The sequence below is a fragment of the Streptomyces sp. NPDC048639 genome (genome assembly GCF_043199075.1).
Taxonomy (GTDB): Bacteria; Actinomycetota; Actinomycetes; order Streptomycetales; family Streptomycetaceae; genus Streptomyces.
Map to the genome: position 1 here is coordinate 22,731 of NZ_JBICVP010000019.1, position 21,591 is coordinate 44,321.

Below are 21,591 nucleotides of genomic sequence, written 5' to 3' on the forward strand. Positions count from 1 at the left end.
GGAAATCCATGTCGTCCTGGGCAATCTCTCTACGCATGCCACCCCAGGCATGAAGGCATGGCGGGCGAAGAACGGCACATCCACTTCCAGTTCACCCCCGTCAGGTCCTCGTGATTGAACCAGATCGAGATCTCGTTCGGCGTCATCACCCGGCAGTCCATCCGCTGCGGCGCGTTCGCAAGTGTCAACGTCCTGGTCAAACAAATCCGCGCCTACATCAACTCCTTGAAAGGGAACGCGAACCCTTCACTTGGACCGCCACCGTCAGCGAAATCTTCGCCAAGGTCCGGCTTCGTCCAGACCAGGTGAAGAAACTCATCAATAACGACTCGAACTAACACGAGACACTAGGCTGCGGTCGTTCAAATCCGGCCGGCCACCCCACTGCAAAAGAGGGAGACATCATGTCCCGAGACGAAACCAAGGCCCTACTTATCGGTACGGATCCGTACGCAATACGCGCCTGCCTCAGAAACGGCATCGCGCCGTACGTGGTGCACGGCCCGCACCTTCATGATTGGGGCTACATGCAGCTCCCAGAAGGAGCCGTGGGTATCTTCGTCGAGGATCAACCGAGCATAGAGAGTATCCTCTCCAGCCTGTACCGCACCGGCGCCACCGAATGCCAGTTCCGCTTCCTGCAGACTTCGGATGAGGAGGCGCTAGTCACGGCTGCGGCGCTCGCCCAGCTCCTTAACCTTCCGACGGCCGTAGAGGCGGACGTAGCCCTGAACTTTCGGGATAAGTGGCTACAGAAACGGACTGTTGCGGCGGCAGGCGTCGAGGTCGGCGGATCGTGGGTCATCGAGGACATCCACCACCTGGACCTGTCCGACCTTCCAGAGTTCGACAAGGCGGTCCTCAAGCCTGTCGCCGGCGCTGGTACCCAAAACACTTCGATCGTCCGGGGGCAGGCAGAGCTTGTCGCCACCTGCGAGGCGTATCGCCGCCGCGGAGTGCCGCAACGCACTTTCGTTCTGGAAGAGTTCACTCCAGGAGACGAGTGGATGGTCGACGGTGTGGTTTTCGACGGAGAACTCCGATTCCTCAGCGTAGGCGCTTATGTGGAGCCCTGCCTAACCGCAGTAGACGCGAATCGAGTGCTTCAGTTGGAGCGCTTCGACCCGACGGAGGATACGCACGCCTTTGCACTGGCGCAGCCTGTCGTGGAAACGGCACTGCGGTCGCTTGGCCTGCGGCGCGGCGTCTTCCATATGGAGCTCTTCTACCAGCAGGAAAGCGGTCGTCTCGTGTTTGGTGAGTGTGCTGCCCGCACCGGCGGCGGGCTGATCTCGGAATCGGTGCAGTTCAAGTTCGGTGTTGACCTGGGCGAGGCAGCTATCCGATGCGCGGAGGGAATCGATCCGCAGGTCAAACCGTCCATCCGGCCTCGGAGCGTCAGCACCATCTTCCTAGCCAACCGGCCGGGTATCCTGGTTGGTCATCCCTCGCTTGCCGAAGTCCGGGCCCTGCCAGGAGTCGAGCACGTGAAGCTGGACCTGCCGTATGGCTTTCGGATGGGTGACTCGGTAGAGGACACCACCCAGAGTGTCGGGCAAGTCATGCTGAGTGGGCACACGCGTGAAGAAGTGCGCAACCGACGTGAGTTCGTAACCCAGTGGTTTGACTCGCGCCTGGTAGTCGTCCCGGCCCACGCGACGTACCCGGAGTTGCGGCGCTGGCAGCAGGAAAACTGGCCGGCAAGCGCGTCGCTCTTCGGTACGTATTCGGCACCCGAGAAGTAGCGAGGGCGTCCAGAGGGTTGCCACGCAAAGACGCCGTCCGGGAAGCGGTCAACGTGCCGATGCGGGTCGAGTTTGGCGTCGCGCTCGGGAGCCGGGGAACTCTTTCCACGCCTTGGTGCGCTGGAAGGTGATGCCGGGGTGGGCGACCAGGCAGCGTAACGCCTCACGGCTGATGTGGATGACGCGACCGTGGACTCTCCGCAGGTAGGCGACGAGTTTGCGCAGTGACCAGCGAGTGTAGGGCTAGCCGAACCTAACTGGTCGGGTGGTGGCCGTCTGGATGACGAACTCCTCGTCGTCAGTGCTGAGCAGGCGGGGACGGCCTCCCGCCCACTGAGGGGCAAGGCAGTCCAAGCCGATCTCGTTGAACCGGTGGATGACGTCGCGGACGGTGTCCTCGTCGGCCTGCACCAACTGGGCGATCACAGGCACCCTGTTCCCGCCGGCCGGGGCCAGCAGCTTCATCGCCCGCCGGTAGCGCACCGAACTCGTGCTGCCCCGGCGCGCGATCTGCGGTGGCGTCCCGCCGGGTGGTGTAGCCGATCAAGGCGCCGGAATCCGCAGGTCGAGGGCATCGGTCTCGCCGGACCGGGGGCTCAACTGGCCTCAGCAGGGCGCCTCGTGGGCGAATGCCTCTGCGGAGATCGTCAGGAGCCTCGTACCGGGATGCGCAACCCTTGATCCCCTACACCACGTCGCGGGACACGACCCGATCTGCTGCAGCCGCCGTCATTCCTGGTCTGTCAGTCTGCGCACCCGGACAGGCTCAGCCACCGTGCCTCCAGCGGTCGGACGGACGTCATCGCACATCCAACTGCCGCGACATGGCCCGGTCGCTCACCTGGGATCAAGGCAGCGAGATGGGCCGGCACCACGAGTTCACCCTCTCCGCCGACACTCCGGTCTACTTCTGTGACCCAGCAAGCCCTGGCAGCGCGGCTCGAACGAAACACAAACGGTCTGCTCCGGCAGTACTTTCCCGACGGGCACGGACCCGTCCGTCCACACTCCTGAACATCTCCGCGCGGTCGCCGACCAGGTTAACCGTCGCCCACACAGAACGCTCGGCTGGGAGACCCCAACCGAGCGCCTGCACAAACTATTCGCCGCCTGATCGAACCGACCGTGTGTTGCGACGACTCCTTGAATCCGCTGGCGGTCGTCCGGCGCCGCGGAAGCCTCTGTTCCGGTCCGTGGTCGACCCCGGCTGGCCGGTCCACCCGCTTGGTTCAACTGCGCATAAATCTCGGTTGAACGCACCGGTACCCGGGGACGCGGCACCGTCACCGCGCTGCGGCCCCGGATGGAGGTTCCCGAACGGGATGAGAGCACCGTTCATGACCGCGACCCAGGGCATGGGGGGTCAGGACCTTCGCGGGGGGCCTCTATGTCCTTCGTCAAGCGAGGCGTGGGGTTCTGGGTTCGTAGAAGGTGCCGTCGCGGAGCATCGCGAACAGCACACTGATGCGGTGGCGGGCTAGGCGGAGAATAGCCTGTGTGTGGGTCTTTCCGCGGGCCCGGCATCGGTCGTAGTACGTGTGGGAGGCGGGGGCATGCAGGGCAGCGAACGGGGACAGGAACATCGCCCGTTTGAGCTGCCGGTTGCCGCCTCTGGGTGCGTGTTCGCCGTGGATCGAGGTCCCCGAGGACTTCGTCGTCGGGGCGAGGCCGGCGTAGGACGCCAGGTGGGCGGCGGTGGGGAAGCTGGTGCCGTCGCCGACGGTGACAGCAAGGTGGCGGCAGTCCTGACCGCGCCCCTCGGAGGTGAGGTCAGGACTGCGGAAAGAGGGTGCTCCTCCAGCAGGGTCTGGATCTGGGCCTCCACGGCCCGGCGTTGGTCGAAGACCTCGTCGATCAGCCGCTGTGCCATGCGCGGGGCTTTGGGCCATATCACCTCAACGAGCCTGCGACGACCGGCCTTTCGGGGAACCGTAGCGTTCCAGCAGCCAGTGGGCCAGCCGTGGCCCGAGCACGCGTTCCAGGCTGGGGTGGACCTGGGTGAGCAGGCCGCGTATCCGGTTGGAGGTTCGGGTGGCCTCGGCCGCCAGATCTTGGTCGAAGCCCACCAGGATGGTCAGCTCGGCGGTGATCTCGTCGGTCAGCTGAAGCGGGCGCAGGGTGTGCGGCATCGTGCGGGCGGCGTCCGCGATCACCGCGGCGTCCTTGCGTCGGTCTTCGCCTCGCCCGGATACAGGTTAGCGATCCGGCGCATCGTGAGTCCGGGCAGGTAGGCGACCTTGCAGCCCGCGTCCCGGGCGACCGTGAGCGGAAGAGCTCCGATGGAGGCGGGCTGGTCCACGATCACCAGGACGGTGCCGAACTTCGCCGCGAGCTTGTCGAAAACCGCCCGCAGCTTGGGCTCGCTGTTGGGGCAGCTGCTTGTCGAAGACCTCTTGCCGGCCGGAGTCAGCCCGTGCCCGTGATGGGCACTCTTGCCGATGTCCAGGCCGAGGAAGACGCCCACGTCGTCGATGTCGTACAACCCGTCCTCCCGACCAGGGCTCGTGCGGTGCTGGCCAGGGCGATGGCGCCGTACGCGCGCATCCACGTTATGCAGACCTGCCGCCCGCGGGATGCCAGGCATTGCGCCCGGCCGGGCGGTAGTCGGACTTCTCATCAGCGTCTCCAACGGCACCTGCCGGCCCGGTGACACCCCCCCAGGTCATGCCTTAGACAGGGGGGAACAGCCATGCCGGGCCCGGAGGCCAGCGGCCCTTTTGCAGGACCGCGGACAACATGACGGGGGCCTCCAGCAGGGCGGCGACCCGGGTCTCCAGCATTTCCCGGTGCTTGAGGAGGACCGCGAGGGCCTCGGCCAGGCCGGAGACGATCTCCCCGGCCGAGGCGGGCCGGGGACCTGCACGGTCTGCTCGGCCGGGGCGATGGGATCACGCCGCCCCGGCGAGCGCCATGAAGCTCCGTCCTGGAGCCGGGAACCCTGAGGGCCTTCCTCCCCTAGCACCGGGGGCGGCACCTCGGGTGCGCCGGTCCAACCGGTGCTACGGGAGGAAGTTTGCGACATGGTGCCGATGAACCGGGCCCGGATGAGGATCAAGGACAAGCGGGTTCTGGCGCTGGTGAAGGCGCTCTTGAAGGCTGGTCTCCTGACGGAGCTCGGCGAGTATCAGGACACCTTCACTGGCACGCTGCGAGGGGCATCCTCAGTAAGGTCATGCGCAGGCCGGAGAGCCGGGGCCGCCCGATCTCTGAGGGTGCGCGACAGGACGGCCAGTCAATGGCGCCCTTGGGGCGTCGCTGCGTGATGGGGTGTCGCCCCACCCTGGACAGTCCGCCCTGTCACGAGGCTGGCTGGCTATCGGCCGGCCTCGCCCTGTAGCGACCACGCAGTTGGCCACGTTCGTGGATACCTGGTCGGGGAGAAAACGCCGTACTCCGATAACCATCTGACGGCAAAGACTATGGAGACCCCCTAGTAATAGGCACGGCGCGTTGGAGAGGTCCGGGGAAACGGGCCGGGAGCAGTCCCGACTCCGCGCCCCGGGCCTCCCCAGCGACGAAGCTGGCCAGGAGCTGAGGCCGCCCAAAGGCCGCACCTGGGGCCGACGAGGCCACACACCCGTCGTGCGGGTCACCGCCGCGGGTACCAAACGCGTGTCCATGGCGGCGCGGATCTGGACCAAGCCCGGCCACCGGCTCCGGCTGGTCTACCGCATCCAGCTCGACCGCTGACCCGCCAAAGGCCGGCGAAATTGCTTCACCGAGACCGACTACGCCCGCCTGCTGGATGCCGCACACCGGCCGCTCGGCGGACCGATCGTTCTGATCTCGGGCAACTTGAACACACGTCAGCCGCATCGTACGCCAGCGTGTCGACGCCCGATTATGGCTGACTGCCTACCAGCTGCCGCCCTACGCACCCAAGTTCAACCCGGTGGAGGGCGTCTGGTCGGATCTGAAACGGTCACTGGCCAATCTCACCAAACACAGACTCGACTAGCTCACCGCTCTCGTGAAGACCCGGTTCAATCGGATGCAGTACCGGACCGGCCTCATGGACGGCCTCATCGCCAAGACCGGCCTCGACTTTCAACCACCGTAACCTCAGCCAATGAAGATATCTCGCGCATCACTCACATTTCCAGTTCAACTGCTGGAATACGGCTGAAAAAACGAAACAGATTCCGGCCAATGCGCATTCTGCCATTTCCGTAGATCCTGATTTGTCGCCTGAGCCGGCACAACCACCAGGCGCTCATCGAACCATTGGGTAACGAAACTGCGACGGCTACGGAACTCGTCTCGTGTCCCCCCACTCAGCATGACCTGCCCTACACCCTCGGTTGTACCCGCCAAGATATCCACCATGCGGAATCCATAGGGAAGCTCTAGGCGAAAGTGTTCGACGCCGGGCAATCCTCCAATTTCCTCCGGCGACGGGTAGGAGATCAGGACACCTGGCCGATTAGACAGAAACGTTGTGCCCACCACCTCCGATCGCACTGAGGGATCGATCCGCGGGTTGATTCCCATTGCGCAACGAGCAGCAGCTAGACTCAGGTCCACCCCGAACTTGAATTTCATTACTTCGTGCGTGAGTCCCCCACCAGCTCTGGCCGCACACTCGCCGAACACAAGCTTCCCGGTCTGCTCCTGATAGAAAAGCTCCATGTGGAAGACGCCGCTACTCAGGCCGAGGGACCTGAGCGCCCCCTCTACCACGGGCCTCACACGCTTATAGATGTCTGAATCAGTAACAGGATCGAATACTTCCGCTTGCACTGCCGCATTTGAAGAAACGGCACTCAGGCACGGCTCCGTATAGGAGCGCACACTAAAGAACTGCAGCTCTCCGTCGAACACGACACCGTCTACGACCCATTCGGAGCCCGCTATAAATTCCTCAAGCACGAACGTGCGTTGCGATATTCCAGCCTGGCGATATTCTGCACATATGTCGATAAGCTCTCGGCGGCCCTCGGTCAAGGAAGTTTTATGAGTACCCGCACCCATGATGGGCTTAAGAACCGCCTTGTCGAAATTCGCAATTTCTTCAGGATTCAGAGTGTATATATCCTCGATCACTTGCGACATTGCAACTTCAATTCCTGCATTCGCCACAATGTTCTTCTGTAGCCACTTGTCTCGAAACCGGATTGCAACGTCAGGGGTCAAAGCAGATGGGATGTCCAACACCCTCGCAATCGTTGCTGCGGTAAGTAGTGCCATTTCGTCTGACGTATAAATGTACGAGAATTCTCCATTTGTAAGCCCTGCTCGCTGGAGGCTACAGAGAACGCTCTCGATACTCGACGTATCCTCGGCGAATACAGCTTCAACCTCGCTCGGCAGCTGTATATAACCCCAGTCATTCAACCCTGGGGCATATACCACAACGGGTTTAATGCCCGCCTCCAGGCAGGCGAGAATCGGATATGGGTCCGCGCCGATGAGTAGAGCCGAGGACTGTTTCGATGTCATTAAATATCCTCTAGTTTCAACCTGACTCGGATCGCAGATTGGCTCTGCATGTTCATGCCTGACCAGCAAAGTTTTGCACCGATGCCAGTAGGGCGAAACTCGTGAATGAGAGCGACCGCGCTGGATATTAACCCTATTATTCAAAACCAACGCCACGCAACTGCGCTGCCTACAACTTCAACGCAATCCAACCCAGATTCTTTGATCTCATCTCGCAGTGCTTGAGACGACGGCGGCGACTTTATACTCTCTCTTGAACCTGTGGTCACTACCCACAAATCCATGATCCACCAGATGAGTCTATTGCGCAACGGTGCGATTCGAGCCGGGCCGATAATGGCTAACCGTTTCGGGAGATATGACCAATATGTAATGACATAGAGGTTGATACTCGGGAGGAGGCTCGCGCTTGGCCGTTCCAGCCGAGCGTGAAGCTCGTTCGCGTTGCTCGAGTCCCAACCTGTTGGGTGGGCCCCTTGAACTGCATGAATGAGTTTCTCTGCACGCGGGCCAGGTGTGATGAGGCCAGATGGGAACGCTTGCCGTCGGGAGCTGGCCTGGGCGGTAGGACGCGCAGTCTGACACTGGACAAGATGATCAATCGCCGGTAGACAGAAACGCGAAGCCCAAGATCGCTGCCAGCGCTCCATTATTTCCGAAAGAGCTGATCCATGGCAAAACTCATCATTAGCAATCAGCGGACCGAGGAAATGGTCGGCGACCTGCAAATACTCTCACCTGAATATCGCACATATGTCGGAAATCAGGCTCAGAGAATGGCGTGGTGCCTCCAGGAAGGGGATGTGCTAGTACTCCCCGTGATGCCGGACGAACACTTTATAGATTACGTTATTGGATCCCTTCGCATCGCCCGTGAAGAGATTGACATAATTGTGCCTCCCTCTGGAAAATGCGGTGACGGAATCCTCTCCCGAGACCGTCTCATGGACCCGCAGTTCGTAGCACAGCTGCAGGAATCTGTGAGGGAGCACGATGTGGGCGAGGTGCTTCCCTTCCACTTCGACAGTACCGTTGTCGCTTTGAGTAAGATACTGAAACTGGATGGTCTGACGCCTGGCTTCGCATTCCTGGATCAGGGTGGTGGCAGACTTCTGAACAGCAAGGCTACTTTCCGCGCCCTGGCTGGCGGGACGGGGGTTCCCGTACCGCATGGGAAAGTCTGTTCAAGCCAAGAGGAAGCCAACGAGTTCTTGTGGGAGGAACTGCTTTCCCGCGGGTATCCCGCCATCGTCAAACGGGACTTTCACGTTGCGGGCTTCGGTAACGAGGTAGTCAGCCCCATGCCCGGCGTTGATCCGATCGGAGCACTGCGGACCGTCGTCACGGCCGACCGTAACGCGTTGGCGAATTATCTCGCCGAGCGGTGGCATTGGCTCACGGACTTAAACCGTAGCCCGGTCGTCCTCGAGCGCTACTTCCCCGACTCGCTGCCTTTGTGCGCCGAGCTCCACATCAGCGACGGAGGGACCGAACTTACCGGCCACGGTGCGATGCGCATGGATCCGGTACTCAATGGCCACGTATGGCCGGCCCCGGCTGCTGAACTCCCCGGTTTTGAGGTCTTCTTGGCGGTCGCGCGGCGGATGTGTGAACCGATCCATGCGATGGGTTACCGCGGTGTCGTGAGTGTTGACGCAATCGTGACGTCGGATCAAGGCATCTTGGTCAACGAATTCAACTGCCGCGTCAGCGGTTCCACCCACGCCTATAGCATCGGGGAACACATCGTGGGCGGAAACTTCCTTGCCGAGCGCGTCCTGGTCGAACAGCGTCGGTGCACTTTCCCGCCATCCGCCACAATGGTCAAAGCCTTGACGTCGAGCGGTCTGGCATACGACCACGCCACTCGTGTAGGCGTGCTCATGACTGTTGAAGACAACAGCACATCTGGTGAATTCGGCGAGTACTGCATCGTGGCTGAGAACGCCGAGCATGCCGAACGACTTGAGGCCGCACTTGCGGAAGTTCTTGCTTCCATCCAGAAGTAGCCCCCAATGGGTGGTACCCGTATAAAGCCCGGGTTGGTTTGGCGTGCCATCTATCCGTCCCGGCTTACCATCAGAGGGTCTCATGACTGTTTCCGGCTACCAGGCACACGACCGTCTAACGGACGCTGAAGTATTCGCCACTCATGAAGGGGGACAACTTTCCGTTTCGGGCACAATCCCAATCCACGACATGCACTCTCTCTCTGTGGCATACACACCTGGAGTCGCCAGGGTGAGTCGGGCCATTGCTGATACCCCTTCATTGGCAGCGGACTACACCTGGGCGAACCGGCTCGTCGCGGTTGTCACCAACGGAACTGCGGTGTTAGGTCTAGGAAACGTCGGGCCTGTTGCCGCTCTGCCTGTCATGGAGGGGAAGTCTGCACTGTTCAAACATTTGGCAGGGCTCAACGCGATCCCTGTTGTCCTCGACGCGCCGAAGATCGATGACATAGTCGACGTACTGATCCGCCTCAGGCCGTCATTTGGGGCGGTATGCCTGGAAGACGTTGCTGCACCCGACTGCTTCGAATTGGAGAAGCGGCTCAAGGAGGTACTCGATTGCCCTGTTATGCACGATGACCAACACGGCACGGCAGTGGCTGTCCTTGCCGGGCTCCACGGTGCTTGCAGGGTTCTTGATCGCCGTGTCGAATTGAATCGTGTCGTCGTCCTTGGCGCGGGAGCGGCGGGGATAGCAACCGCGCAGCTCCTGTTGGCGGCTGGCGTCCATGACATTACGGTGCTCGATTCGCAAGGAACACTCTTCACTGGCCGAAGCGGTTTAACGCCGACCAAAGCGGCGTTGGCCGCACGAACCAACCCTCGAGATCTGCAAGGTGGCCTCGTGGAGGCCCTATCCAATGCCGACGTGCTCATCGGTCTGTCCTCGTCGACCGTTCCGGAAGCCCTGATCTCTACAATGGCGCCCCAGGCGATCGTATTCGCCCTATCTAATCCGGTCCCCGAAATTTTGCCCCACCTTGCTGCCCATCACGCTGCGGTAGTGGGAACTGGGGGCAGCGACTCTCCGAACCAGATCATCAACACGCTGGCATCGCCCGGTATTTTTCGCGGTGTTCTGGATGCTGGAGCCCGGTTTGTCACTACCGAGATGAAGCTCGCGGCAGCGCAAGCAATCGCTGAGGTGTCCGAGGGCACACTGTCCGTGGACCGGATCGTTCCAGACACCTTGGACCCCCGCGTAGCGCCAGCTGTCGCTGAGGCTGTCATTCGAGCGGCGCGCGCGAGCTACTGAGCGTAGGCAGGAGTGCTCGTGAATGCATGTGTGGCGTAGGAGCGTGCGCAGGTGCCCAGGGGCGACCTTGCAGTGTTCAAAGTGAGCAGCCGGACTAGCTTCCAACTCGGACTCCAGCAGCCGTAGTTGCGCCGGATTGAGTCTGCTGCGCGCCCGCCCGCACCCTTGGAAACCAGAGCCAGCTGGTCACCCGCGGCCAGGGCCTGGCGCCAACGATTCACCCGGACAGGCCCGGCCACCTCCCGGTCACCGGCCCCGGCCTCAATCAACTCCGCCGCAGCGAAACGCACTTGCTCACGGCGGGCCCGCGCCTCAGCCGTCAGCCCACCGCCGTCGAGATACCTCATACCTCCCGCCACAGCGAAGAACGCGCTACCCGTCAGAGAACCCCCACCAATTAATGATCTCTAGCTGTCCCAGACCGATACGAGATCGTGAGTGCCGTCTCCGCCGAGGGCACCTCCCCCGGCGGACTATTAGCAGCATCAGATGGTCAGCGTACGAGTTCTATCCCGCACGTATCCAATCGATATCTCGGAGTAACTGTGAGCACCACTAGCCCAGGGCAAGTATTGTCCCAGGAAGAGATCGACCGATTCTGGAAGGACGGCTATCTGCTCATTCGCGGTGTCCTGACCAAGTCGGAGGCCCGGCACTACGCGGGCCTCATTATCGACATGCTCCCTCGCGATCTGCGTATTCCAGATCATTGGTGGGCGTACGACGGCCGATTTAAGCCCTTCAACACGCCCGGCAATGAGACCTTTGACAGTCCGGAATTCATTCCGCTCTACCAGAACGAGCGACTTTACCAAATTATGGTACAACTGCTGGGCAGTCCGAGGCTGCTAGTAGGGGACGGGTCAGTCGCCATTACCATGCGAAATAACTCCGTCCACGATGGCGACCTCAGTCAGAAGCTGCATGCCGATGTTGCAGTGCCCGAAGACGTAGACGAGTTCCTATTCACGCCCGAGGAAGTCGAGCTTGGAGGCTGCTACTACTTCACGGACGTTGCACCAGGCGGGGGCGGAATCCATGTCGTGCCTGGCGGCCATCGCATCGTCGAGGAGGAGGCCCGAGCTGTCCCCTGCGGACGTCAGCTGCACGATAAGTGGCGGGACATCCCACACCTCAAGACCGTCGAAGTGACGGGGGAGGCCGGTGACTTCGTGCTGACCCACCACCTGATGCCGCACGCCGCCTCGCATAACCGGCTGGCCGAGGCGCGAGTTGCCCAGTTCTTTCGCTACATGAGGGACGACCAGCCATGGGACTCTGGAGATCGTCCCGGCGATCGACCGGCTGATCACTGCTTCAACAACCTGCAGATTTCAGCGATGACTTCTCTCGGTCGCAGGTTGCTCGGAGTCGACCCCTGGTAAGCACTTGCCTGTGCCGTGGCCCCGGAGCAGACCCAACAGGGAGGAGATCAACACAGTAATGACATACCCCAACGTTCTGGCGTGTCTCGACTGCCCTCACTCCGGTGATCATCCTTAACGAGGCAGCGTAATCGCTTGCTGAAAGTGCAGTGAAACAACTCAGCGGAATTCGGTGAATCTGAAATGGCAAACAAGGTAATCCACAGCACTCCCGTGCGGACCCGATCGTGGCCGTCCTGGCCGGTCTTCGGGAATGCCGAGTCGGACCTGCTGCGTGCTGCGGTCGAGGCTGGGATCGGTTCGGACGCAGATGCTCCTCTGAAGACGGAATTCCAGCAGCGCTGGGCAGAATTCACCGGGGCTCGACACGCACTTGCCGTCACCAACGGAACGATCAGCCTGCAGATCGCGTTGCAGGCTCTTGGGGTTGGGGCTGGTGACGAGGTGATTGTGCCGCCGTACACCTTCGCTGCCACGGCGACTGCCCCCCTGGCTTTGGGCGCTCTGCCGGTCTTCGCTGACATCCAGCCCGACACGTACAACATCGACCCGGTCGCCGTGGAGGCAGCCGTCACCGACCGCACCAAAGCGGTCATCGCTGTGCACTTGGCCGGCGCGCCAGCGGACATGGACGCGCTTTCCGCGTTGTGTGGGGCGCGGGGTATTGCCCTGATTGAGGACGCAGCGCACGCCCATGGCGCGCGGTGGAACGGACGGCCTGTCGGCACATTCGGCGATTTCGGATCTTGGTCCTTCCAAGCATCGAAGAACCTATCCTCCGGCGAAGGCGGCGCACTAGTCACCAACGATGCCGAACTGGCCGAGGCGGCTTGGGGTCTGCACAACTGCGGACGCCGTCGGAACGGACCGTGGTACGCGCATTACGATCTGGGTGGAAACTATCGGCTCACAGAGTGGCAGTCGGCCGTACTTCTGACTGGTCTGGAGCGGCTACCGAAGGAGATAGCCCGTCGCGAGGAGTGCGCCGCAATCCTTGACCGGGAGCTGTCCGAGGTAGACGGTATCCGACCATTGGTTCGAGATTCCCGCGTCGATACCCATGCTCAGCACATATACATTCTGCGCTACGACCCGTCAGCCTTCGGGGGGATGGACCGCGATACTTTCGTCGCAGGCCTGCAACACCACGGAATTCCGGCCATGGCCGGATATCCTTTCCCGCTCTACCGCCAGCCGTTGTTCGCTGAGGCTCGCTTCGATCAGAAGGCCACTGGCTGGGACTCCAGTAACCCAGCCACTAAGTACGGCGACCTGAAGCTACCGGTCTGCGAGCAAGCCTGTGCAGATGCGGTCTGGCTGCCGCAGGAGTTGCTCCTAGCGGAGCCAGACGAGATGGTGGATGTGGTCGAAGCCGTGACCGCAGTTCAACGGGCTGGCCGGGGCGGTGTGGGATGAGAAGCCGTATCTCGACCGAAAATGATCGCTTGATTCCTGCTGGTCAGGCATGGTTCCGGTCGAGGTGAGGGCGGTATCGGGCGTTCTGCTTCCGCTGGCTCGTCGAGGGGGTGGGACGTATCCGTACTCGGGGCGCTTGCGGAGCTTGGTGCTGTTGTACTCGATCTCGATGAAGCGGAAGACGTCGGCCCGGGCGGCTTCGTGGGTTTCCCAGCCGGCGGTGCCGATCGGCTTTTTGTAATCCGAAAATACGATCGGCTGCCGCGTTATCGGCATGCGCCTGTTCGTCCCATGCTCTACCTCAGGGGCAACGCCCGTATCAGCTTGCGGCATTCGGTCGAGGTGTACTCCTTGGGTTCAAGGAGTCGTCGCAACACTTCCGTTTCGTGTTGAGTAGGTGCCTGTCGAGGGTCTCGTCGGGTGTTCTCCAGTCAAGGGTCTGCGGGGCCTACGGTTGAGGGCACCGGCGACGGCAGCGAGGTCGCAGGCATCCCTGCTGAGGTCGGTGCCCTCCGGGAAGTACTGCCGGAGCAGGCCGTTGGTGTTCTCGTTCCGCGCAGTCAGGGGCTGTGCGGGTCGTCGAAGTAGATCTCCAGACCTGTATCGATGCGGAGCTGGGCGTGCTGCGCCATCTCCGAATCCTGGTCCCAGGTCAGGGGCTCGCGGAGCTGGGTGGGCAGGTCGGTGATCGCTTCCGTGAGGGCATCGCGTACGGCCTCGGCTCCGTGGCCGGCCAGCGCGGTCCCGTTCTTGGCCTGTGTGCCAGCGTGGCCGGGCATGGCTGGCAGGTGCAGCAGCATGGTGAACCGGCTTGGTGCGATCACAGAACTGTTCAGGCCGGTCGTTGATGTTCGCCAGGTCGTAGACCCCGTCGCCGTCGATCAACGGGGCGTCGGTCAGCCGCCGCGAGTTCCAGCAGCTGGGCGAAGTCGGCCGAGGAACGCGCCGGCCGGGAGACCTGCAAACCGAAGGTCGCTCCGACCTCGCCCAGGCAGACCTTGGCCACCAGTTCCGGGAAGCCCTCGCGGACCTGCCGGAACTTCCCCGACACGTCCAGGTCCACATCCATGACCAGCACGTCCTCGCGGTCCCAGCCCAGCGCGACCGCCTCGTCCACCAACGCGTACGACCGCAGCGTGGAATCGGTGTTGTCCCTGACCTGGATTAGCGTGGTCTGGCGCAAGAAGACCGCCGCCGCCGTCGAGCGATGCGACGCGGTGATCTTCGAGGTCCCGTTCACGATTGCCGCCTCCCCACGCGGACTCGACCATGTTGGCCATCACCATCTCGGCGCGGCACTAGCGGTGATGACGGCACGGCCCCTCACTTCCGCCCGCGTTGCGGCTGGTCCGCGACACAGCTGTCGTAGCATCAGGATCCGCCCCCGCCCCTGTCGGCACTACGGCTCACCAGGGCATTCACCAGCTCACGAAGAGCACCTAGCGCCTCGACCGCGAGGCAGACCCCGCCCGGCTTCTCGGCCTGTCGGACTGCCAGGCGGCCGAGGCGGTCCGCTGCCGCATCGATTTCAAGTACGCCCTGGCCATGGAGTTGGACGATCCCGTCTTCTACCACAGTTTGCGTATCCCTGTGGGACGCCTTGCCCCGGCGTGAAAATTGGGTCGGCGGCTGTCCGTCGACGTCGGCAGCACCTTTAGGGTGGATCCCGCACCACAGTCTGACGCCGGATCTGGCCTGAGGGGCCGTGCACTGTTGCCTCGAGCACGCCATTCAGCTTTTCGATGTCCCCTCCCGCTCCACGGGCAGCCGCCGTCTGGCCGGCATTCAAGTGGAAGTGAGGTGAGGACGGTGCCGGAGACACAAGAGCTCGGCACGGCCGAAGACTTAGTGGAGAGGGTCGCGGCGATTGATGTCGCGAAGGCGTCGGGGATGGTGTGTGTGCGCCTGCCCCACGAGACCCGGACGGGGACGTCGGGTCCAGGAGGTGTGGAACGCTCCAGCGACTACCACTGCGATTCTGGAGCTGGGCGACCGTCTCGTCTGCCAGGGCATCGCCCGGGTGGTGATGTAGGCCACCGGCGCGTACTGGGAGTCGTACTTCTTCCTGCTGGAAGCCCCGGCCTGGAATGCTGGCTGGTCAACGTCCGTGACGTGAAGAACGTCCCGGGACGGCCCAAGACGGACAAGCTGGTTGCGGTCTGGCTGGCCAATCTCTCCGAGCGGGGCATGCTCCGCCCCTCGTTCGTGCCGCCGAAGCCGGTGCGGTAACTGCGTGACCTGACCCGCCTGCGCCGCGGTTCTCAACCAAGAACGCTGTCGGCACAAGCAGCGGGTGGAGAAGATCCTGGAAGATGCGCAGATCAAGGTGACCCAGCGTGCTCACCGACCTGTTCGGCGCCTCCGGCCGGGACATGCTCGCCGCCCTCATCGCCAGCGAACGCAACCCTCACCTCCTCGCCGATCTGGCCCGCGGCAAGCTGGTCCGCAAGAGGGTCGCCCTGACCGAAGCTCTGACCGGGCAGTTCGAGGACCACCACAGCTTCCTCTGCCAGACGCTGCTGGACAGCGTCGACCACCTCACCGGGCAGATCGCGCGGCTGACCGAGCAGATCACCACCGCTGTTCAGGACCTGCCCGGACCGGAGGAACACACACGCCCCGGGCCCTCGCGCGTCGAGCGGCTCGATGCCATTCCCGGCGTTGGACCCACCACCGCCCACATCCTGCTGGCCGAACTCGGCCCGAACATGGCCGTGTTCCCCACCGCGGATCACCTGGCCAGCTGGGCCAAACTCACCCCGCGGACCACGCAGTCCGGCACCAAACGCGGCTCCAGCCCGACCGGCCGGGGCAACCCCTGGCTCAAGAGCGCCCTCGGTGAAGCCGCCAGCGCCGCCGCCCGAACCGACACCTACCTCGGCGCGCGATACAGACGCATCGTCAAACCGCGGGCGCAAGAAGGCCCTGGTCGCCGTCGCCCGCTCAATCCTGATCATCGCCTGGCACCTGATCAATGATCCCGACACCACGTTCCATGACCTCGGCTCCGACTAACACCAACGCCTGATCGACCCGAAACGCCGCACCCGCGACCTTGTACGCCAGCTCAACGCGCTTGGCCACGACGTCACCCTCGCCCCCGCAAGCTGACCGCCATCTCAAGCTGGCCAACGAACGTGCCCGCATGCCCGTGACCTGGGGAATTTTCCATTCAGCGTGTTGGCCGACTTCCGCGAACACATCGCCCAGGACGCCCGCGCCGACCGGCTTCTCGATCTGGCGCTCGGCCGCCTGAAGGAAGCCGGCCTCGTGCCCGATCGCACCACGCAGCGCACCGATCCACCCATATCCTGGCCGCGGTGCCTGACCTGAGGCGGCTGGAACTGGTCACCGAGGCTGTGCGTGCCGTGCTGGAGGAAGTGGCCGCGTCGCTTCGCATCTGCTGGACGGCCTGGTTGACGAGGACTGGGGTCGCCGGCTACGGCCGTCCGGTCCACCTGGGCAAGAACCCCGCCCGGCCCAAGACCGGGATCCTCGCCGCCGGCGGCTACGCCTGCCAACTGCTCACCCTAATTCAGCTAGTTTACCCAGCCCCACAGGCCCTCGGCGCTCACGCCCAGGTCGTGAGCGACCTGGTCGTGAGCGACCTGGGCCACCGTCTTGTCCGACGAAAGCAACAGTTCGATGCCGTTCCGCTTGAGCCCCGCCGAGTACCGCTTGAGCGTAGTGCTTCTTCTTACACCACCTGGCACTGTTTCCTTCGGGACCCATCCGGCCCAGCATGAAGCCGTCCCGATCAGAGGCGGAACAGAGATGTGCCCCAGCCTTTTCGTCAACCCGGCTGGACATAGACGACTGCGAGGCGTTCACGGATCTGAGCCGGATCTTGCTGCCCGAGTGCAACCTCGGTATCACTGAATTCCTGGCTGGTTGCCCCGTAGCTCCGGGCACTTCGTGGTCCTGCGGGCTTCGGCGGGACACAAGTGCCGATCAGTGCTCCGCAGTCCTTCGGCGCGTCCGCGGTATCGGCTCCCACACATGCCCCTCTGGGGCCCGTTGTCTTCCTTCACCCGCAAGGGAACGCCTTTTCGCGCACAGATCCATCCTCAACTTACTGGCACCGGTTGGCCTGTGCGGACCGACTCGTACCCGGCCAGAGCGACCTTGAGCGAACGCAGACCCGCTTCACCGTCGGCGACCCGTATCCCGCCGCTCCCTTCACTGAAGATGAAGGCACGCAGCATCGCTGTGTCCAGGTCAGTCCCCCACGGAATCAGCACCCCGCTACGCCGCTTGTCGTCAAAGCCGAGGACCACCTGTCCGAACGCGTCCATTTCTACAGTGGCCTTCTCACCGACCAGCTGGAGTTGGAGCTCACCCCGTGTGGGGTGGTGCGCCGGCTGGCTCCAGCTGCAGTCAATGGTGGCGACCGCGCCGTTGTCATACGTGACGGTCACCAGGCCTGCAGTGTCCGAGGTGACCTCGTCCACGTACATGAGGTTGTTGGTCTGAGCGTAGACCTCCACCACACGTACATCCTCACCGAAGAGGTCATCAAGGAGGTCGGCGATGTGCACAGTGTGGTCCATCAGTGCGCCGCCACCGGCAAGTTCAGGGTCGCCGAACCATCGCCGCGCCCCTATCGGGAGCTGACCATTGTTGGCGCCGGCCACCGAGAGCGTCGTGCCCGCGATGCCACTGTGCACAACCTTGCGTAGCTGTGCGTACGCAGGGCTGAACCGCATTGGATAAGCGACGCAGAGTCGGACTCCCGCCTCCCCACAGGCCCGAATGATCGCCTCGCCGTCCTCCAGCGAGGTGGCAAGCGGCTTCTCGCACAGCACATCCGCACCGTGACTTGCGGCGAGTTCAACGAGTTGGCGGTGGCGTGCGTTCTCTGTTGCGACGACGACGGCGTCGGGGCCCCAGGCAAATAGCTCCTCATACGTGTCCGCGTAGGCGACGCCGAGCTGGTCAGCCAAGGCCCGACCACGTACCTCTCCGGGGCCGGCGAGTTCGACGTCCGGGTCGCTTGTGAGCACCTCGACGCCTTCCATGCCGTGCAGTAGCGACGCATACCTTCCCGCATGCACGTGGGCGAACGACAGCACGCCGACCTTCGTCATCGGGGCCTCCATCTCCTTGTTCGCTTCGCTGCCCGCGCAGCGCCCCGGCGCGGGCATTGTGGTCGTGTGCGGTCTGGCGGCTGATCGTGGGTCGGTCACCGGACTCCCTCGTGCTCTATCTCAACTGCCTGGCCCGTACGGGCCGATTCCGTCGCTGCAAGCCCGATCTGAACCGCGGCCAGCCCGTCGCGTGCAGTCACCCGGGGAGTGGGCCCGCCCTGTACGGCAGACGCGAAATCCCGAAGCTCGGTCAGGAACGGGCTCTCGGTCAGGATGGTGTCGGGGATCCCCGTGGCGCCGTCCTGCGCAACGATCCGGAACGCCTCGGTCTGCGTGGAGTCATGGGTCAGCACGCCGCCCCGCCCAGCGATGCGGAAGGTCGTGCGAAAGTCCGAGTCCGGCAGACCCCACACCCCGTGCACGTGGCTGATCGCGCCGGATGCGTGGGTCAGCACAGCTGTCGCCGCAGCCACCGCTCCCGCCTCCGCGGGGGGCCGCAGGTGACCGCGCGACTGCGCGTAGACGCGGACGACGTCTCCAGCCAGTAGGCGCGCGATGTCGAAGTCGTGAATCATCTGGTCTACTAGGATTCCGCCTGACAGCTCCGCATCGGCGAACCACGGTGCCCACCACGGGTAGGCGCAGGTGCGGGTGAACCGAAGCACCGCAGGCTGGCCGACGGCGCCTGCGGCTACGGCCTGCGTCATGGCGGTGTATTCGGGGAAGTACCGTACGACGTGGCAGGGGAAAAGCAGCACCCCAGCGTCTTCGGCTGCGGTGATCATCTCCTCCGCGTCCTTGACCGAGAGCGCGAGTGGCTTTTCGCACGCCACGTGCTTGCCCGCTCGGATCGCCGCCAGGGCGAGCTCCTTGTGGGTGTGCGTCGGTGTGCACACGTCGACGACTGTGGACCGCTCCAGCAGCTCGTCGAGACTGTCTACAACCTCAACGCCGTGCTCGGCGTACTGCGCAGCGAGCTTCTCCGCATTTCCGTCAGTGGAGAACACAGTAACTCGCGCTCCCAACTCGACCCAGGCGGGTAGATGGAAACAGGCGATGCCACCCGCGCCGATCAGTCCCACGTCGAGATCAGGCATATGACTTCCTTTCAATGAGGTGAGCTCGTTAGGCCTTGGATTCGCTCAGCCGCGCCGCGGAGCGGTGGGTAAAAGGGGCCTCGGCGCGAAAGTCCCTTCCCGAGAGTGGGGGACCGCAACGTATGTTTGTGGCGTACGCGTTCGCGCAGCCGCATGGAGCTAGCGGCTGCGCGCCGGGGCGTAAGTGCCCGTCAGGTCGGCTTGCTGCGGTTCTCTATGGTCTCTGCCAGGTTCTGCCAGACGACGGAACAGTTCCTGGCCAGCAGGGAAATTCTTTCCGCAAGGTGGGGAGGCAGTGAATAGGCAAAGTCGTCATCAAGGCTGAACGTCCTCATGAGTATGAGCAGGGTGCGCCCGCGCTCATTCATGTGTAGCGACGGGTCTTTGCTCAGCTGTTGCCACATCAGCTTGAGTTCCTCGGTGGAGAGGACCTGGCTCCGGCCCACCGCCGGACCGACGTCCCTGCGCTGCGCGGCCCGCCCCGGCGCTGCGGGGACTACGGTGTCCTCGCCCTGCCGGAGGCGTCGCCGGACGTCGCTCACAGTGCCCAGCGACAGGCCGACCTGGCTGGCGATCTCGCGAAGCGGTGCGTCTGGCCGGGCGGTCATCAGCTCACCAGCCCGCCGCCGCCCGTCCGTCGTGCTCAGCGGACGGCTCCGTCCGTCCCTTCCCACCCGGACGGCCAGGTGACCGGAACCCCCGGCGGCATCCCGGAGTTTGGCCACCGTGTGAGCGGAGATCCCGAGGGTTGAGGCTATCGCCCGATCCGACCACGAAGGGTGCGCCCGCAGTACGCGTGAGGCCGCTGCGCGGCGGTCGGCGGCTGTCAGCGGGAGTCCGTGGGCAATGTTGGCCTCGACGGCGTGGACGAAGGCCTCGTCCTCGGTTCCGGTGAACAGAATTGCCTTTATCGTCCTGTCGCCCCGTTCCCTTGCTGCATTCAGTCGGTGCATTCCGTCGATGACTCGGCGAGTGACGCTGTGGATCGTAATGGGTGGCAGCTCTTCTTCAGTCTCCGCAATGAGCCGCACGTACTCCTCGTTCACCCCGTCCAGGCGTGGCGAGTCTGCTGGTAAGATATCCTTGATTTCTAGAATTATAACGCTGCTGTCGTCATCGGATTCGAGTGCTGGATCACTCTGACCCTTACGGGCACGGCTGGATTTCTCTCTCTGCAGCACCATGGCGGCACTCTCCCCCTCTCGGCTATGGCCGTTCAGCGAGTACCTGGACGAGTGTACGTCGTATAATCCCTGACGTGGCCATGACTTATGCACTGTGGCTGATCTTACTTTACCTGAGGATAATTATGCTCTTCTGGCATCTGCATATTTGGTCAGATGGGGGGATCATTTACTGGCATCCCATCGCAAGAGGCGGTTTGTATGATTCGCCTGCGGTCTGGGGGAAGTTACGTGCGCGTGAATTGATGATGCCCGGCGGAATCGAAAGTGCATTCCCGGGCCGGGATGTGACTCAGCTATACCCCCGTTTACCTGTCCCCCGTTAGAGCATCCCGCAAATCGAAGATCTTCAAGCGAGCCTGCACTGTGCACACAGCATCCACCAGCCTTGGAAGATCTTTGTGATGCGAATCACATCTGCAGAGATGTGGGGCGCAGCGGGGTTTAATGTCCGTTTGCATCTTTAGAGGTCATCTCATTTGGCTGACTCGGTAGGCTATCGGTCGTGAAGGGGATCGTTGAGCGGCTGGTGCCGGACGAGTTGTGGGAGTTGTTCCAGCGGGTGGTGCCTGAGGCGCCGTCGCGGCCGCAGGGTGGCGGGCGCCGTCGGCATGGTGACCGGGAGGTGCTTGCCGCGATCGTGTTCGTGGCCACGTCGGGCTGTACGTGGCAGCAGTTGCCGTCCGCTTCGTTCGGGCCGTCGGGAGCGGACGGCTCATCGGCGCTTTGCCGAGTGGACGAAGGCGAGAGTGTGGGCCAAGCTCCACCGCCTGGTCCTCGACGAGCTCGGCGCGCGGCGAGTTGGACTGGTCCCGGTGTGCGATCGACTCGGTGAACATGCGGGCCCTGAAGAGGGGGACCTGACAGGTCCGAATCCCTGCGGCGATGGTTACGCCAGCGGGGCATCACCCACCGCATCGCCCGCAAGGGCATCGAGAGCTCCCAGCGGCTGGGCCGTCACCGCTGGACCA

The 21,591-nt window shown here is 63.1% G+C and carries 14 protein-coding genes and 6 pseudogenes; 12 read left to right on the plus strand and 8 right to left on the minus strand.

Going from position 1 to position 21,591, the window contains the following annotated elements; all coding sequences use genetic code 11:
• Positions 1 to 404: 404 nt before the first annotated feature.
• The gene (locus ACGFNH_RS32355; protein ID WP_393659944.1) at positions 405 to 1,745 is read left to right on the plus strand and encodes a hypothetical protein; all 1,341 of its coding nucleotides are present in this window, start codon (positions 405 to 407) and stop codon (positions 1,743 to 1,745) included.
• A 16-nt stretch (positions 1,746 to 1,761) separates the two neighbouring features.
• On the opposite strand, the pseudogene ACGFNH_RS32360 reads toward ACGFNH_RS32355, so the two are convergent.
• A pseudogene (locus tag ACGFNH_RS32360) lies at positions 1,762 to 2,210 on the minus strand (transposase); the annotation flags it as partial.
• Between the two features lie 353 nt (positions 2,211 to 2,563).
• On the opposite strand from ACGFNH_RS32360, the pseudogene ACGFNH_RS32365 reads away from it, so the two are divergent.
• Positions 2,564 to 2,859: pseudogene (locus ACGFNH_RS32365) on the plus strand (IS30 family transposase); the annotation flags it as partial.
• Positions 2,860 to 3,142: 283 nt separating this feature from the next.
• On the opposite strand, the pseudogene ACGFNH_RS32370 reads toward ACGFNH_RS32365, so the two are convergent.
• Positions 3,143 to 4,227 (minus strand): annotated as a pseudogene (locus ACGFNH_RS32370) (IS110 family transposase).
• A gap of 1,365 nt (positions 4,228 to 5,592) precedes the next feature.
• Here ACGFNH_RS32370 and ACGFNH_RS32375 point away from each other — a divergent pair.
• Positions 5,593 to 5,703 carry a transposase gene (locus ACGFNH_RS32375; protein WP_393659942.1) on the plus strand — a complete coding sequence of 37 codons (111 nt, stop codon included), beginning with the start codon at positions 5,593 to 5,595 and terminating at the stop codon, positions 5,701 to 5,703.
• Positions 5,704 to 5,849: 146 nt separating this feature from the next.
• Here the strand turns inward: ACGFNH_RS32375 and ACGFNH_RS32380 are convergent, their stop codons facing one another.
• A complete protein-coding gene (locus ACGFNH_RS32380; protein WP_393659919.1) occupies positions 5,850 to 7,184 on the minus strand; it encodes an acetyl-CoA carboxylase biotin carboxylase subunit family protein in 1,335 nt (444 codons plus the stop codon).
• A gap of 671 nt (positions 7,185 to 7,855) precedes the next feature.
• On the opposite strand from ACGFNH_RS32380, the gene ACGFNH_RS32385 reads away from it, so the two are divergent.
• The 4 genes from ACGFNH_RS32385 (at position 7,856) to ACGFNH_RS32400 (ending at position 13,252) form a co-directional block, all read left to right on the plus strand.
• Positions 7,856 to 9,193 (plus strand): peptide ligase PGM1-related protein, encoded by a 1,338-nt coding sequence (locus ACGFNH_RS32385; protein WP_393659921.1) that lies wholly within the window; start codon positions 7,856 to 7,858, stop codon positions 9,191 to 9,193.
• A gap of 82 nt (positions 9,194 to 9,275) precedes the next feature.
• The gene (locus ACGFNH_RS32390) at positions 9,276 to 10,451 is read left to right on the plus strand and encodes an NADP-dependent malic enzyme (RefSeq protein WP_393659923.1); all 1,176 of its coding nucleotides are present in this window, start codon (positions 9,276 to 9,278) and stop codon (positions 10,449 to 10,451) included.
• A gap of 545 nt (positions 10,452 to 10,996) precedes the next feature.
• Complete coding sequence (locus tag ACGFNH_RS32395) at positions 10,997 to 11,836, plus strand: phytanoyl-CoA dioxygenase family protein (protein WP_393659925.1); 840 nt, start codon at positions 10,997 to 10,999, stop codon at positions 11,834 to 11,836.
• Between the two features lie 183 nt (positions 11,837 to 12,019).
• A complete protein-coding gene (locus ACGFNH_RS32400; protein ID WP_393659927.1) occupies positions 12,020 to 13,252 on the plus strand; it encodes a DegT/DnrJ/EryC1/StrS family aminotransferase in 1,233 nt (410 codons plus the stop codon).
• 319 nt (positions 13,253 to 13,571) lie between these two features.
• Here ACGFNH_RS32400 and ACGFNH_RS32405 read toward each other — a convergent pair.
• Both ACGFNH_RS32405 and ACGFNH_RS32410 read right to left on the minus strand, forming a co-directional pair.
• Positions 13,572 to 14,091, minus strand: a pseudogene (locus tag ACGFNH_RS32405) (IS30 family transposase); the annotation flags it as partial.
• Positions 14,085 to 14,492, minus strand: coding sequence for a hypothetical protein (locus tag ACGFNH_RS32410; protein WP_393659929.1), 408 nt, complete (start codon positions 14,490 to 14,492; stop codon positions 14,085 to 14,087). The pseudogene ACGFNH_RS32405 and the gene ACGFNH_RS32410, both read right to left, overlap by 7 nt.
• A 239-nt stretch (positions 14,493 to 14,731) precedes the next feature.
• On the opposite strand from ACGFNH_RS32410, the pseudogene ACGFNH_RS32415 reads away from it, so the two are divergent.
• From ACGFNH_RS32415 to ACGFNH_RS32430, 4 genes and pseudogenes are all read left to right on the plus strand, one after another.
• Positions 14,732 to 14,833, plus strand: a pseudogene (locus ACGFNH_RS32415) (transposase); the annotation flags it as partial.
• A 755-nt stretch (positions 14,834 to 15,588) separates the two neighbouring features.
• Positions 15,589 to 16,230 carry a transposase gene (locus ACGFNH_RS32420; protein ID WP_393659931.1) on the plus strand — a complete coding sequence of 214 codons (642 nt, stop codon included), beginning with the start codon at positions 15,589 to 15,591 and terminating at the stop codon, positions 16,228 to 16,230.
• 202 nt (positions 16,231 to 16,432) lie between these two features.
• On the plus strand, positions 16,433 to 16,585 hold the full coding sequence (locus tag ACGFNH_RS32425) for a hypothetical protein (protein WP_393659933.1): 153 nt from the start codon (positions 16,433 to 16,435) through the stop codon (positions 16,583 to 16,585).
• Positions 16,573 to 16,998, plus strand: a complete 426-nt coding sequence (locus ACGFNH_RS32430; protein WP_393659934.1) for a hypothetical protein — start codon at positions 16,573 to 16,575, stop codon at positions 16,996 to 16,998. The genes ACGFNH_RS32425 and ACGFNH_RS32430 overlap by 13 nt, the downstream gene beginning before the upstream one ends.
• 321 nt (positions 16,999 to 17,319) lie before the next feature.
• On the opposite strand, the gene ACGFNH_RS32435 is transcribed toward ACGFNH_RS32430, so the two are convergent.
• The 3 genes from ACGFNH_RS32435 to ACGFNH_RS32445 all read right to left on the minus strand — a co-directional run bounded on the left by ACGFNH_RS32435 (position 17,320) and on the right by ACGFNH_RS32445 (position 20,620).
• Positions 17,320 to 18,339 carry a Gfo/Idh/MocA family protein gene (locus ACGFNH_RS32435; RefSeq protein WP_393659936.1) on the minus strand — a complete coding sequence of 340 codons (1,020 nt, stop codon included), beginning with the start codon at positions 18,337 to 18,339 and terminating at the stop codon, positions 17,320 to 17,322.
• Positions 18,340 to 18,434: 95 nt separating this feature from the next.
• Positions 18,435 to 19,436 (minus strand): Gfo/Idh/MocA family protein, encoded by a 1,002-nt coding sequence (locus ACGFNH_RS32440; RefSeq protein WP_393659938.1) that lies wholly within the window; start codon positions 19,434 to 19,436, stop codon positions 18,435 to 18,437.
• 191 nt (positions 19,437 to 19,627) lie between these two features.
• Positions 19,628 to 20,620, minus strand: coding sequence for a streptomycin biosynthesis protein (locus tag ACGFNH_RS32445; RefSeq protein WP_393659940.1), 993 nt, complete (start codon positions 20,618 to 20,620; stop codon positions 19,628 to 19,630).
• Between the two features lie 505 nt (positions 20,621 to 21,125).
• Between ACGFNH_RS32445 and ACGFNH_RS32450 the strand changes: the two are divergent.
• Positions 21,126 to 21,591: pseudogene (locus ACGFNH_RS32450) on the plus strand (transposase); the annotation flags it as partial.

What these genes read in the sequence shown, in the direction of transcription:
- ACGFNH_RS32445 (WP_393659940.1), bottom strand. Translation starts at nt 20,620, where the DNA reads ATGGTGCTGCAGAGAGAGAAATCCAGCCGTGCCCGTAAGGGTCAGAGT.
- ACGFNH_RS32355 (WP_393659944.1), top strand. Translation starts at nt 405, where the DNA reads ATGTCCCGAGACGAAACCAAGGCCCTACTTATCGGTACGGATCCGTAC.
- ACGFNH_RS32390 (WP_393659923.1), top strand. Translation starts at nt 9,276, where the DNA reads ATGACTGTTTCCGGCTACCAGGCACACGACCGTCTAACGGACGCTGAA.
- ACGFNH_RS32435 (WP_393659936.1), bottom strand. Translation starts at nt 18,339, where the DNA reads ATGACGAAGGTCGGCGTGCTGTCGTTCGCCCACGTGCATGCGGGAAGG.
- ACGFNH_RS32400 (WP_393659927.1), top strand. Translation starts at nt 12,020, where the DNA reads ATGGCAAACAAGGTAATCCACAGCACTCCCGTGCGGACCCGATCGTGG.
- ACGFNH_RS32440 (WP_393659938.1), bottom strand. Translation starts at nt 19,436, where the DNA reads ATGCCTGATCTCGACGTGGGACTGATCGGCGCGGGTGGCATCGCCTGT.
- ACGFNH_RS32380 (WP_393659919.1), bottom strand. Translation starts at nt 7,184, where the DNA reads ATGACATCGAAACAGTCCTCGGCTCTACTCATCGGCGCGGACCCATAT.
- ACGFNH_RS32385 (WP_393659921.1), top strand. Translation starts at nt 7,856, where the DNA reads ATGGCAAAACTCATCATTAGCAATCAGCGGACCGAGGAAATGGTCGGC.